We start from the raw sequence: 12971 nt of genomic DNA, 5'->3' as shown, positions 1-12971 counted from the left end.
TGTCATGACCATGGACGCCTGAAACTAACCACCGTCGGCGCGGGGCGGGCCCGCGAACGTGATGTACGTTGCGGCGGGAGAGAGGACTTCACGCGAGCCCGAATGTTTTCCTCAAGCTTGCATCCACCGGGCCGGAGGGCATGAAGCGCCGCAATTTGCGCAACAGGGAAGCTTCGCCGGCCGGTGTGCGACGCATACGCCAGGCGCCGAGCGCCGCTTCAACGATTGTCTTCGCCACGCCGTCGGGCGCGGGGGCACCTTTGACACTGTTGACGACTGCGCTCGATGCAAGGGCACGCTCGCGATCATAGTCGGCGATTTTCGAGCTTGCCAGAGGGGCGTTGATGTCCAGATTGGTCCTGGTAAAGGATGGTTCGACCAGCGTTAACCGGATGCCGAACTGGCGCACCTCATGGTCCAGGGTCTCGGTCAGCCCTTCAACGGCATGCTTGGACGCCGAATAGAGTCCCATATAAGGGGCGGGCAGGAACCCGAGCACGGAACTGACATTGACGATCCTTCCGCCGCGTTGTGCACGCATATGGGGAAGTACTGCTTGCGTCGTGCGCAGAATGCTGAAGACGTTGGTATCGAACAGCGACAAGGCCTCAGCAGTCGACGTTTCCTCCACGGCACCCATCAGGCTCGCTCCCGCATTATTGACAAGTACGTCAATTCGCCCGGTGCGTTCGATGACGGACTGGATTCCAGCCTGGACCGAAGCATCGTCGCGAACATCCATCTCGATGAGCCCGACTCCGGAGATAGGCACCGCTTTTGCGATGCTGCGCACTGTGCCAAACACGCGGCAACCTCGCCTCGCGAACTTCTCGGCGGTGGCGCGTCCGATACCCGATGACACGCCGGTCACAATAACGACCGTGGAATTCGACATGAACAGCTCCGTTTGGTGAATTGATAGTGTTTCAACGCGCGTCGAGCGCATCCTGCGTCATGAGGTCGGGATGCGATGAGTGGTGGCCCAGGCTCTTGTGTGAACCCGCGGCGCTGCCGGGCCGGATCCTGAACCAGATCGAATACATGGCCGGCAGGAACACCAGCGTCAGCACTGTTCCGGCCAATGTACCGCCGATCAGCGTGTAGGCGAGGGTTCCCCAGAATACCGAATGCGTCAGCGGTATGAAGGCCAGGATCGCCGCCATAGCCGTGAGGATCACCGGGCGCGCCCGTTGCACGGTGGCCTCGACGACTGCATCGAATGGATCCAGCCCGGCCTGTTCGTTCTGGTGAATCTGCCCGATCAGGATCAGCGTGTTGCGCATCAGGATCCCCGACAGCGCGATGAGGCCGACCAGCGCATTGATGCCAAACGGCTGCCTGAACAGGATCAGCGTCGGCACCACGCCGATCAGGCCAAGCGGGCTGGTCAGGAACACCATCACCATTGCGGAGATCGACCGAACCTGGAGAATGATGATGACCAGCGTGATCGCCAGCATGATCGGGAACAGCGGCAACATGGCGGTCGTCGCCTTGGCCGATTCCTCGATGGAGCCCGCCTGCTCGATGCGATAGCCACTGGGCAGCTTCGCGATGATCGGCTGAAGCTGCCTGGTGATTGCCGTTGATACGTCTGGCGGCTGCAGGTTGTCGGCAATGTCGCCGCGTACCGTGATCGTCGGCACGCGGTCGCGCCAGCGCTTGATCGACTCCTCCAGCCGCACGTCGACCTTGCCGACCTGCGACAGCGGAATGCGCTGCCCGTTGGCGCCGGCCAGCGTTAAGTCGCCGAGCCGGGCAGGGTCGAGACGCACATCGCCGGCCGAGCGCGCGATCACCTGCACGGTTCGGATATCCTCACGCACGGCGGTGACAGGCACGCCGGTGAGCAGGAACTGCAGCTGTTGCGCGACGGCGCTGGACGTCAATCCCACCGCCTGCAAGCGATCCTGCTGCAACGTAAAGTGCAGCGTCGGTGAGCGCGTGCCCCAGTCCGTGTTGACCGTGCGCATCATCGGACTGGCCTCCATCACCTGCTGGACTTGAGCCGCGATTCCACGCAGTTTGTCCGGGTCCGGACCGGTGACGCGATAGGCGACCGGGAATGGCGAGTATGGCCCGAACACGAGTTGCGTGACGCGTACGCGCGCTTCGGGCACAAGACCGTCGGCGATAGCTCGCCGCAGTCGCGCCTTCAATGCATCGCGTTCCTCCTGACTGTCCGTGCGGATCACAATCTTCGCGAACGACGGATCGGGCAGTTCCGGCCCCATCGCCAGGAAGAAGCGCGGTGCACCTTGTCCGACGTACGCGGTGACGATCCTGGCGTCCTTCTGTTCAGACAACCATGCCTCCACCTTTTGCGTGGCGGCGCTGGTCTGTGAAATCGATGTGCCATAGGGCATCTGCACTTCGACCAGCACTTCGGGACGGTCGGAGATCGGGAAGAACTGCTTCTTGACCACGCCCATACCGAGGATGGCGATGGCAAAGAGGCCAACGACCGAACCGGCGACCAGCCATTTGCGCACGATCACGCGCGTGAGCAGCTGACGGAAGCGGTTGTAGCGCGGCGTGTCATAGATCGCGTCATGCCCGCCTTCGACCTTTTTGAAGTCGGGCAGCATCTTCACGCCGAGGTAGGGCGTGAAGAACACGGCAACGACCCAGGATGCGATCAGTGCAATGCCGACAATCCAGAACATGTTGCTGGTGTATTCGCCCGCGGTGGACCGCGCGAAGCCGTTGGGCATGAAGCCCACGGCCGTCACCAGCGTGCCCGCGAGCATGGGGGCGGCAGTATGGCTCCAGGCATAGGCAGAGGCGGCCACACGGCTGTAGCCTTCCTCCATTTTCACCACCATCATTTCAATGGCGATGATCGCGTCGTCCACCAGCAGGCCCAGCGCAAGGATCAGGGATCCCAGCGTGATGCGATCGAAGTTCTTGCCTGTCGCGGCCATCACCACGAATACGATGGCCAGCGTCAACGGGACAGCGGCGGCAACCACCAGGCCTGCGCGCCAGCCCATGCTCACGAAGCTCACGAACATGACCACCAGCAGGGCGACAAAAAACTTGAGCATGAACTCGTCGACCGCCGAATGAATGTTGACGGCCTGGTCGGTGACCTTTGTCAGGCTCATGCCGAGCGGCAGCCCGGCGTTGATTGTGCCGACCTCGCTGTCCAGTGCGTTGCCGAGATCGAGCCCGTTCCAGCCGTCGCGCATCACGATGCCCAGCAGCAGCGCGGGCTCGCCGTTGTTGCGGATCATGAATGTCGCCGGATCTTCATAACCGCGCTCGACGGTGGCAATGTCCGACAGTTTCAGCGTGCGACCTTGCACGACGACTGGCGTGTCGCGGATCTTCTGCAGATTGTCGAAGGCGCCGTCCAGGCGAATGAACACCTCCGGACCTTTGGTCTCCACGGAGCCGGCTGGCGTCAGGGCGTTTTGGCCATTGAGCGCGGCGAATACGTCCTGCGGGCTGACACCGAGCGTTGCGAGCCGGTCATGCGAGAACTGGACGTAGATGCGCTCGGCCTGCTCGCCGATGATATTGACCTTCTTCACGCCCGGCACATGCAGCAGCCGTTGACGCAGCGTCTCGGCATCCCGCACGAGCAGCCGTTGCGGTTCGCCCCGGGCTTTCAGTGCGAAGAGCGCAAACGTGACGTCAGCATATTCGTCATTGACCATCGGCCCGATCACGCCAGCCGGAAGGTTGGCTGCTTCGTCGCCGATTTTTTTCCGGGCCTGGTAGAACTGCTCCTGCACTTCCGACGGTGGTGTGCTGTCGAGCAATGTTAGCGTCGTGAAGGCCAGGCCAGGTCGTGTGTAAGTTTCGGTCCGGTCGTACCAGCGCAGCTCCTGCATGCGCTTTTCGATCTTCTCTGCGACCTGATCGTGCATTTCCTGCGCAGTGGCCCCCGGCCATACGGTGACGATGGTCATCACCTTGATTGTGAACGCTGGATCTTCGGCGCGACCCAGCTTGAAGAACGACAGGAGCCCGGCCAGCGAGATCAGGCAGATCAGGAACAAGGTGATGGAGTGCTCACGCACCGCGAGCGCCGACAGATTGAATCGGCCTTCGCTCACGGACGTGCTCCTTCGTTCGCCATTGCGACGGCCTCGCCGGACACGCGGACCTGTTCGCCTTCGTGCAGCAACTGGGCACCGAGCGCAATGACGCGATCGCCTTGCTTCAACGTACCGGACACGCGCGCGCTGCCGTCGTCCAGGTGAAGAACCGTCACCGGCTGCCATGCAACCCTGGTCGGCTTGCCGTCGACGACCCACACGCCGGGCCCTTTGCCCGCGTCGAGCACGGCGCCAATCGGCACCTGCATGCCGCCCTGGAGCGCCACGCGTGCGTCCGGTATCTCGATCGTGATGGTTGCACCTAGCGGCGCGCCGGCCAGCGCGTCCTGCAACACATAACGAGCTTCGAAGGTGCGGGTACGCGGATCCGCCGTATCCGAGAGCTGGCGTAGCGTGGCCGGCACGCTGACGCCGCTGTTGCCGAACAGGGTCGCATGGGCGACCGAACCGATGGCGGGGCGCAGAGTTTCCGGAAGCTGGATCACGGCCTCGCGGCGCCCGGCATGGGCCAGGCGCACTACGGGCTGTCCGGCGCTGACGACCTGGCCCGGTTCGGCCAGCGTTTCCATCACGACGCCATCGCCGTCCGCGGCCAGATTGGCGTAGTCCGTCGCATTGCGCGCCACGTCGGCGTCGGCCTGGGCCGCGCTGAGCTGCGCCCTGGCGGCATCGGCGGCCGCCTTGGCCTGGTCGTAGGCCGAAACCGAGATCGCACCCGTGCCGCGCAGGTTGCGATAGCGCTCCTCATCCTGCGCGGTCTGCTGCGCCCGCGCCCGCGCGGCGGTGACCGCCTCCTGCCGGGCCTGCGCGGCAAGCTTGAGATCGATGGGATCGAGGCGCATCAGCAGCTGGCCGCGTTTGACGGTTTGGCCGGTATCCACAAGCCGTTCCAGCACCTTGCCGGAAACACGAAAACCCAGGTCGCTCTGCACGCGAGCCGCGACAGTCCCCGTAAACGAACGGGCTGCGGGGACGGCGCTGTGAACGATGGCCGTGCGCACCAGCGGGACCTCGGTGCGCGGATCGGGCGGTGCTTTTTCGCCACAGGCCGCTAGCGCAAGCGCTAGCGCACAGGCGAGTGCGGATGTGGCGAGACGACGCGAGAACATGAAAGTCCCATCGATAAAGTGATGACGACTTTCATTATGGTTCTAGTGACTATTTCAGTCAAGCGTCACTAGCGAGGCGCATCAGGGCGACAGACTTCGGAGTACCAGGCTGGATAGCTGTGCAGGTGCGACGTCGGTGGTGTCGCGGTTGTATTGCAGGAGTAGCGGATTGAGATAGGGGCGCAGCACCAGGTAGATCGCCATTGCAGTTTCATCGAGCGGCGTCTTGCGCTCGAAGTCGCCGCTTTGCCTGCCCGCCTGCAGGACTTCCTGGAGCAGCTTCTGCACGCGTGCTTCATAGGCTTGCACCGCCTGCCAGTTTTCCGTGGCGGCTGATGCGGCAATGTCGTATAGCTTGCGGTCCCGGAAGAACAGCTTGAGGCTCGCTTCGGTAAAGACCTTGAACATTCGTCGCAGCTTCTCCGGCGGCAGATCGGTCTCTGCGACGGCTGTCCGGACCTCGCTTTCGATTTCCCGCAGGCAATTGACGCAGATCATTTCGCCAATGGCCTGCTTGGATTCGAAGAATTTGTAGATGTATGCCTTGGAAAACCCGATCGCCTTGGCAAGGTCGGAGACCGTCGTTTTCTCGTAGCCATACCGGCTGAAGTGCTCCGTGGCGGCGGCAACGATCTGGTCCCGCACCTCGTGGTCAACGGGGCCGCGCGCGGGGACGGAGGGAGTGGTGGTGTTTTTCATGGCCATAGCATACAGGAATGGACAACCAGTGACCATTTGGTATTATGGTCACATCAGGAACCTTGTGAAGACGCTCATGCTACCCAAACACCTCCTTGTTGCGGTCATTGTCGCCAGCCTCTCTGGAGCCTGCGCTGTGGGCCCCGATTACGTCCGGCCCGACGTGGCAATGCCGGACCATTTCCATGGCCAGGCCGCGGTAGATCACCGGGAGGCGGCGGCGAGCGCAGACCTGGTCACGTGGTGGACGGGTTTCGGCGATCCGCAACTGACGCGATTCATCGCGCTTGCGCTTGATCAGAACCTCGACCTCGCGCAGGCGTCCGCTCGCGTCGTGCAGGCGCGTGCGGGACTCGGCGCGGCGAACGCCGCGCTGCTTCCTTCTGGCAATGTCAGTGGCCAGATGGCCCGGGTCTACCAGTCGGTTGAAACTCCGCTGGGACGCGTCCTGAACTCAACGCCTGGTTTCGATCGCTACGGCAACGACTACGAGGCCAATTTCAACGCGAGCTGGGAACTGGATGTGTTTGGTGGCCTGCGTCGCGAGCGGGAAGCGGCAGTTGCCGATTATCAGGCTTCAGAGGCCGGCGAGGTGGCCACGCGCCTGGCTGTGGCAGCACAGACGGCCGACATCTACATCACCATTCGTGGATTGCAGGCTCGTTTGCAGGTGGCCCGCAAGCAGTTTCAGACGCAGCAGGATCTGCTCTCGACCATCAAGCTTTTGTATGGGAAAGGCCTGGCGGCCGATCTTCAGGTGAGCCAGGCTGAAGGCGCGCTGGCGCAGGTGCAGGCATCCATCCCGGTCCTGGAGGCCGGCCTGGATGCGGCGATGAACGCGCTGGACGTGATGCTGGGCGCACAGCCCGGCACGCATCGGGCGGAACTGTTCGAGGGTGCTGGTATCCCAGCCGCCCCGCGAATTGCGGGCACCGGCTCGCCTCGCGAGTTGCTCAGGCGTCGGCCCGATCTGATCGTGGCTGAGCGTCGCCTTGCTGCATCCAACGCGCGTATTGGCGTGGCAGTCGCTGAGTATTACCCCAAGCTGTCACTCAGTGGACTGATTGGGAGCGCCACCTCAGTGGCCAGCGGCAACCTGTTCAGCAGCGGTGCCAGTCAGGGCGCTGGCGTGCTGGGGTTGCGCTGGCGTCTGTTCGATTTCGGCCGCATCAATGCGCAGATCAATGAGGCCAAAGGCCAGGATGCCGAGATGCTCGCCGCGTACCGGCTTGCCGCACTGCACGCAACGGAGGACGTCGAGAATTCTTTCTCTACGCTCGTGAAGCGCGAGGAGCAGGCTGCCGTTCTCGCGCAGGGTGTGAATTCGCTAGGCCGGGCACGAGCCACCTCATTTGCGGCCTACCAGAAAGGTGTCGTCAGCCTGATCGAAGTCCTGCAGGCCGATCAAAACTTGCTGCGCGCATCCGACGAGCGGGTGCAGGCGCAAACGGAATCCGCGCGCGCAGCGGTCGCTGCATTCAAGGCACTCGGCGGAGGGTGGCAACCCGCCGATCCTCAGGCCGTTGCAAGCCGATAGCACCACCGCCTTGGGCCGGCTGCAGCCGGCCCGCTCGTTTGCAGAGGCTTTCCTCCGACAGTCGGGACGCTGTTTGCGGCGCCTGCCGATGCGCAGTGCGCACGACGGGCAAGTGACCGTTGGTGATTCGAGAACGGCCACAACTAATGCAATGACCTGACTGACGGAAACGGGTCGGTCCCAGCCTTTCACTTGGCGCTCGCTCAGTGTGAGTCGACGCTTGCCGAATGACCTGGACTCCGGTGTTTTCAAAAAATCGACCGCCCGGTAAGCGTGGTCAACCGTTCAAGCGCCTGAACGCCCGCAAGTGAGTTGCCGTTCGCGTCGAGTCCGGGCGACCAGACGCAGACGGCCATTTCCCCCGGCAGCACCGCGACGATGCCGCCGCCCACGCCGCTTTTCGCTGGCAAGCCGACGCGATACACGAAGTCACCGGCCGCGTCGTACGTGCCGCATGTCAGCATAAGAGCGGACAGGCGTTTGGCCGAACTCGCGTCGAGGATACGTTCGCCAGAGATCGGCGCGACGCCGCCGTTGGCGAGAAAGAGCGCGGCCTTCGCCAGTTCGACGCAGTTCATCGATATCGCGCATTGACGGCAATACGCATCGACGACAGCCTCGGGCGGCATCTCCAGGTTGCCGAAGCTCGCCATGAAATGGGCCATCGCGCGATTGCGGTGTGCGTGCTGCAATTCGGACTGAGCCACGCGCATGTCATAGTCGATGGTCGATTCACCCGTCAACCGCCGCATGAATTCGACGAGCGCTGTCTCCGCGTTGACGAAGCGGCGGCACAGCACATCGGTGACGACCAGCGCGCCTGCGTTGATGAACGGGTTGCGCGGCTTGCCCTTCTCGGCCTCGAGTTGCACGAGCGAATTGAAGGCCGTACCCGACGGCTCACGGCCCACGCGCTGCCACAACGCATCGCCCAGCAGCCTGAATGCCATCGTGCACGCGAACAGCTTGGAGATGCTCTGAATTGAAAAGCGCGTATCGGCTTGTCCCACGCGATACACGTCCCCCGAGGTCGTGACAACGGCCATGCCGAAGCTGTTGGCGGGCACATTCGCGAGTTCGGGAATGTAGTCTGCGGCGCGGCCCGCGGTGCGCCACGGCTCGATGTCGCGATGGATCTGTTCGAGGATCGCTTGATAGTTCTGGTCGGACATTGGTGGCTGCATCCAGGAGCCCTTGAGCATGGGTCGCGATGATACCGCAGCCAGGCAGTGTTAGGTGCCTCGCCCACAGTGTCGAGCACATGGGTCGGTCTCCGCCTTTCGCATCCCCCGTTGCGATCGGTGATCGATCTCGGTTCGCATCGGACCCGGTTCGGCCAAGTGCGGACATTCGACACGGGCTCCTCAATCGTTGACAACGCCGACAAATTAAGCCGATTCCGTATACGAACATGAACCTACTTGGACATCGCACACTTCATCGACCAGGGACCGTGTCGGGGGCTGCTACCCGCACTGAGAGAACCTCTGCGGACTTCCTGATAGACGGACAGTCTTTGCTGGAAATGCTGGTGAAAAATGCTGGAGGACACTCGGATTTCATGGGTTGCTTTGTGAGTGGGTATGCAGAGTCATGCGAGCGTACTCGCGCGACTCTGCTCGATGTTCCGCCTGAGAACGGAAAGCGTGTGCTGCTTTACATCTGCCCAGAGTGCGGCGATGTTGGCTGCGGCGCATATTCGGCCCTCGTGCGGCGCGATCGCGAATCCTACGTCTGGGAAAATTTTGCCTACCAGGAGGGAAAATATGATTCGACGTTACTTGAGGCTGTTGGACCGTTTTTTTTCGAATCAAATCAATATAAAGCCGGCTTGTTCGCTGCGTCAGGATTTTGACGGACCCGAGTAGGCGTGAGGCCCCAGTCGGCCAAGGAGGGCCATTGGCGCGCTGTGCTACTCGGACATTCGGACGGCGCCTCCGCTCCGCAAGCAGTCGTACCGTCGTCAATACCCCGCCGAGCCCCCCAAGCATGCCCCTTTGGTTAAGGAGCAGCCCGTTTAACCTCGCGAACTTGACGGCCATTCAGAAGGGCAGACTTCTCGTGACTGTTGGGAGGAACGTGGAATATCCGATTCCGATTCGCTGCCGAACATGTCAAGTCCTCGAGCAGTTATGAAGGGCTTTCCCGTTATACTTCAAGATGACGTCGTCCGTTGCTCAATCTATCAAGATGCATAGTGTCACAAATCAATGAATACATACTCACGGGAAAATGAAGAATACCGACTGGACAACCAAATTAGGGCAGCAACGCCCCAGCTTTTATGCGCGAATCTATTTTCTATTGATCCCGATTTTTGCAGCGATTTTTTATTTTCTCCCTGGCGTTATACTGAAGTGCACTGTAAATCCATGTTCTTTTCTTGAGGCGACTTATTTCAGTGTTGTTACCATCACAACGCTTGGGTATGGAGACATAACGCCTGACGGCTCAATGGCCCAGATATTCTCCGCTCTGGAAGCGCTGCTCGGCATCATAACCATTGGACTATTTTTAAATTCCTTGTCGTTCTCAATCAGCAGCGCGGCACAAGCTGTCGAGGCACGTTCACAGAAACGTGCTCAGCATCTCGCGGAGTTGGCGCGCCTACGCAGCTTTTCTAGCATAGTGGCAATCTACATAGCTAGATACCGTCTGTACGCTTATCAAGTGACCACGCCATTGGCTCAACGCGCTGGCGTTCAGTCCGTAACTGCCACGGAGGGAGCGACGATCCAACTTGAAGCTCCCAATTTTGATGCGAGCGCCAAGCTTGAGTTCACTGCAAGGAAGGACTTTCCTTTCCAAGACTTGCGGGATTTATATAAGCCAAGCCTTTTGCTTTCTGATGATCATTCTCGATCGAGCGTCTCGTATTTTTTTGAGGCTCAGGACGAGCTGATCGTTGCGATTAGGGATCTAATGCTTGGTGTCGATCTCAGCAGGTGGCCTGAACTTTCGTCGTGTTGCCGCTCTATCATTGAACAGACCCGCACGCTCGATTGGAGGGGTGCAATATTAAAGTGGGAACAAATGAATTTGGGCGAGCAATCCGGCAAAGCTTTTGTTGAAAAAGTAATAACTGAATGGAACGGAGATGCGAAATATCAGCCCAGCAATATGTTTAATTCATTCGTTTCACTTTATTTTTTGATTCGTCAGAACTTAACGGCGATTGAGATTTACGAGTCAATCGTCAACGAGGAACTGAAATTTGAGAGTTCCGGTTTGGACTAGGATTGACGGGCGCCGTCGGGTCTAACCTCGGAACCGGCCATCGAGTGAGCGCTTGGTCGAAAGGCAGCTAAGGGTCGACAGGAGGCATTCGACTTTTTCTACGGCGGCCGCTCGCAGAAACATCTGCCATACCCGGAGGAATGAAAGTCTGCCCCGGCGCAGGACCCTGCGGCATATGGGGATGCTTGGTCGGACTGTAGGGATGGCACGTATGTTCTGGGAAATTTCGAGCGAGCGGCAGGAGCTCAGCTGGCCGGTGTATTCACGAGGTGCGGCATGCAAGTTCTTGATTTCGCGCCGGGGCTATCGCCAGACGGAAGCAGAATAGCATTCCATTTGTCAGAACGGACCGGCTCTGCTGAGTGTGCAATCTCCCGTGAGGCATTTGAAGCACATCTCTGGCTGCCGCCAGGCGCCAGCGAAGTCCGCACGCTCAAAGCGTTTGACGACGGTCGAAATCGTATCGTCGCGGTTGCCGAGTGGAATATGCGGACTCGGCCGGGCCCGCCCGTTTGCCTAACCAGTCGTGACTTAGTCACCAGAGGTTAGGCAGCGGTGCTTGGCGCGCAGGAAGTCGAAACGGTATTGACCTGACTCCTCGGTCCGTCGTGAGCAAAGCTTGTTAAAAAAGCACGACCGCTCAGTCGTATCTAATTTCTTTTATGAAAAGTTTGCGAACTTCAGGCAAGTCGAGCTTTTCCGCGCCGTGCGCGCTCCAAATGGTGGAGATATTGGGGCGCCCAAAACGTCGATTCGGCGATACCTGCAGCCGGAGCGGCGCTGAGGAGGTGGGAGCCGCCGCCCACCGATTTCCGCGCGGCGGCCCACCGCAATGGACTGACGGCATCCACCGAAGATGCGATTCGCGCAATGGTGTCTAAGAGACAAAAGCGACTGCCAGTCTTGGCTGGAAAGGCTTCGAGCCACATGACATGCGGTGAAATAACTTTCGCATAGCCTGTTGCGGGAGCCATAGATACAGTGCGCATATCGGATGCGATGCACTGTTCCACAACCTCACCGCAGACGATATCCCCCGGTCACTACCGTTATGGCATCGTCATGGAACAACTCGGAAAATTCTCGCTATATGTCACGGCATTCGTCATTGCCGTATCGATGGTCGAAGCCATCTGGCTGACTCGGAAAAACCGCAATACGGCCACGCCATTCGCGTGGCACGAAGTGTGGCTTTCACTGGCCGACGTCTTCGCGCGCAAGCTGCTCGCGCTGCTGCCGCTCTCGCTCGCGACACCTGTGTTTGCGCTAGCCTGGGAGCATCGCATCTTCACGGTGGAACTCAATAGCGCGCTGATGGTGCTGGCGCTCTTCATCGGTCAGGAATTCTGCTACTACTGGTATCACCGCGCGTCGCATCGCATCCGCTTCTTCTGGGCCACGCATGCCGTGCATCATTCGCCGAACCAGTTGACCCTCTCAACCGCATACCGGCTCGGCGTGACGGGCAAGCTGACGGGCTCGGCGATTTTCTTCGCGCCGCTCGTGTGGCTTGGCGTGCGTCCGGAAGTCGTTCTGCTAACGCTCTTCGTCAACCTCATGTATCAGTTCTGGCTTCATGCCACGTGGATTCCGAAGCTCGGTTGGCTCGAGTATGTGTTCAATACGCCCTCCTCGCACCGCGTGCACCATGCGTCGAATGTCGAATATCTGGACGCGAACTACGGCGGCGTGCTGATTATCTTCGACCGGCTGTTCGGCACTTACGTCGAGGAACGCGCCGACGAACCTTGCCGCTACGGGCTCGTTACGCCAACAACCTCACGCAATCCGTTCGTCGTCGAGTTCGAGCACTGGGCTACCCTTGTCCGGGACGTGTTGAAGGCGAAGAACGCGTGGACCGCGATCAATCACGTTATCCGGCCACCGGGCTGGATGCCGGAAGGCGGCGGCGAAACCACGGAAGAACTGCGCCACAAGAGCGAGGCCGCGCGTCGCGGGTACGAAGTGACCAACAGCTGATCAACTGGCGATTTGTGCAGGGCGAGCTGACCAAGCTTCAATCGTTGACGACGCACACGGGTGATGGGGCGCACGCCGGGCGCACGCGCGCCCCATGTCCATCGTGCCCGGCCATCGTGTGTACCTGCCGCAAGCAGCATGATTCGGTTCATGGTGTGAATTTCCTGGGGAGGGAGCCGCGTCGCGCGGCGGGATTACTGCCGGGGAGGTTATTTGTTGGAGGTGGCCGCGCGGTCGCGATGACACCGTCGACCGGCGTCTTGCCGACGAATGCGAAGCCGCGCCAAACCACGAGGATGCCGGCGGCCGCGAGATATTTCTTCGTATCCGACTGCATGAATG

Annotated in this window: 11 protein-coding genes; 5 read left to right on the top strand and 6 right to left on the bottom strand. The window is 60.5% G+C overall.

Annotated elements, in window-relative coordinates:
* Positions 1-88 precede the first annotated feature (88 nt).
* From P0D71_RS13165 to P0D71_RS13150, 4 genes are all read right to left on the bottom strand, one after another.
* On the bottom strand, positions 89-895 hold the full coding sequence (locus P0D71_RS13165) for an oxidoreductase (protein WP_091808930.1): 807 nt from the start codon (positions 893-895) through the stop codon (positions 89-91).
* A 31-nt stretch (positions 896-926) separates the two neighbouring features.
* A complete protein-coding gene (locus tag P0D71_RS13160) occupies positions 927-4064 on the bottom strand; it encodes an efflux RND transporter permease subunit (RefSeq protein WP_408480502.1) in 3138 nt (1045 codons plus the stop codon).
* Positions 4061-5176: an efflux RND transporter periplasmic adaptor subunit gene (locus P0D71_RS13155; protein ID WP_408480375.1), complete on the bottom strand. Its 1116-nt coding sequence runs from the start codon at positions 5174-5176 to the stop codon at positions 4061-4063. The genes P0D71_RS13160 and P0D71_RS13155 overlap by 4 nt, the downstream gene beginning before the upstream one ends.
* Positions 5177-5257: 81 nt before the next feature.
* Positions 5258-5875: a TetR/AcrR family transcriptional regulator gene (locus P0D71_RS13150; RefSeq protein WP_091803904.1), complete on the bottom strand. Its 618-nt coding sequence runs from the start codon at positions 5873-5875 to the stop codon at positions 5258-5260.
* Between the two features lie 76 nt (positions 5876-5951).
* Here P0D71_RS13150 and P0D71_RS13145 point away from each other — a divergent pair, with 76 nt between their 5' ends.
* Positions 5952-7412 carry an efflux transporter outer membrane subunit gene (locus P0D71_RS13145; protein ID WP_408480500.1) on the top strand — a complete coding sequence of 487 codons (1461 nt, stop codon included), beginning with the start codon at positions 5952-5954 and terminating at the stop codon, positions 7410-7412.
* Between the two features lie 248 nt (positions 7413-7660).
* Here P0D71_RS13145 and P0D71_RS13140 read toward each other — a convergent pair whose 3' ends face one another.
* Positions 7661-8584 carry a glutaminase gene (locus tag P0D71_RS13140; RefSeq protein ID WP_091803901.1) on the bottom strand — a complete coding sequence of 308 codons (924 nt, stop codon included), beginning with the start codon at positions 8582-8584 and terminating at the stop codon, positions 7661-7663.
* A gap of 344 nt (positions 8585-8928) precedes the next feature.
* Between P0D71_RS13140 and P0D71_RS13135 the strand changes: the two genes are divergently transcribed.
* The 4 genes from P0D71_RS13135 to P0D71_RS13120 all read left to right on the top strand — a co-directional run bounded on the left by P0D71_RS13135 (position 8929) and on the right by P0D71_RS13120 (position 12629).
* Positions 8929-9267, top strand: a complete 339-nt coding sequence (locus tag P0D71_RS13135) for a hypothetical protein (protein ID WP_408480374.1) — start codon at positions 8929-8931, stop codon at positions 9265-9267.
* Between the two features lie 377 nt (positions 9268-9644).
* Complete coding sequence (locus P0D71_RS13130; protein ID WP_408480373.1) at positions 9645-10649, top strand: potassium channel family protein; 1005 nt, start codon at positions 9645-9647, stop codon at positions 10647-10649.
* A gap of 276 nt (positions 10650-10925) precedes the next feature.
* A complete protein-coding gene (locus P0D71_RS13125; RefSeq protein WP_408302341.1) occupies positions 10926-11198 on the top strand; it encodes a DUF1488 family protein in 273 nt (90 codons plus the stop codon).
* 513 nt (positions 11199-11711) lie between these two features.
* The gene (locus P0D71_RS13120; RefSeq protein WP_408480371.1) at positions 11712-12629 is read left to right on the top strand and encodes a sterol desaturase family protein; all 918 of its coding nucleotides are present in this window, start codon (positions 11712-11714) and stop codon (positions 12627-12629) included.
* A 148-nt stretch (positions 12630-12777) separates the two neighbouring features.
* Here the strand turns inward: P0D71_RS13120 and P0D71_RS13115 are convergent, their stop codons facing one another.
* On the bottom strand, positions 12778-12966 hold the full coding sequence (locus P0D71_RS13115) for a hypothetical protein (RefSeq protein WP_408480369.1): 189 nt from the start codon (positions 12964-12966) through the stop codon (positions 12778-12780).
* Positions 12967-12971: the final 5 nt, after the last annotated feature.

Origin of the sequence: Paraburkholderia sp. RL17-383-BIF-A (assembly GCF_046028015.1) — a bacterium.
Lineage (GTDB): Bacteria > Pseudomonadota > Gammaproteobacteria > Burkholderiales > Burkholderiaceae > Paraburkholderia.
This window is presented reverse-complemented; position numbering and strand designations above follow the sequence as displayed.

Excerpts from the sequence above, each read along its gene's own strand:
- P0D71_RS13140 (WP_091803901.1), bottom strand. The coding sequence starts at position 8,584 with ATGTCCGACCAGAACTATCAAGCGATCCTCGAACAGATCCATCGCGAC.
- P0D71_RS13130 (WP_408480373.1), top strand. The coding sequence starts at position 9,645 with ATGAAGAATACCGACTGGACAACCAAATTAGGGCAGCAACGCCCCAGC.
- P0D71_RS13145 (WP_408480500.1), top strand. The coding sequence starts at position 5,952 with ATGCTACCCAAACACCTCCTTGTTGCGGTCATTGTCGCCAGCCTCTCT.
- P0D71_RS13150 (WP_091803904.1), bottom strand. The coding sequence starts at position 5,875 with ATGAAAAACACCACCACTCCCTCCGTCCCCGCGCGCGGCCCCGTTGAC.
- P0D71_RS13125 (WP_408302341.1), top strand. The coding sequence starts at position 10,926 with ATGCAAGTTCTTGATTTCGCGCCGGGGCTATCGCCAGACGGAAGCAGA.
- P0D71_RS13155 (WP_408480375.1), bottom strand. The coding sequence starts at position 5,176 with ATGTTCTCGCGTCGTCTCGCCACATCCGCACTCGCCTGTGCGCTAGCG.
- P0D71_RS13115 (WP_408480369.1), bottom strand. The coding sequence starts at position 12,966 with ATGCAGTCGGATACGAAGAAATATCTCGCGGCCGCCGGCATCCTCGTG.
- P0D71_RS13120 (WP_408480371.1), top strand. The coding sequence starts at position 11,712 with ATGGAACAACTCGGAAAATTCTCGCTATATGTCACGGCATTCGTCATT.
- P0D71_RS13165 (WP_091808930.1), bottom strand. The coding sequence starts at position 895 with ATGTCGAATTCCACGGTCGTTATTGTGACCGGCGTGTCATCGGGTATC.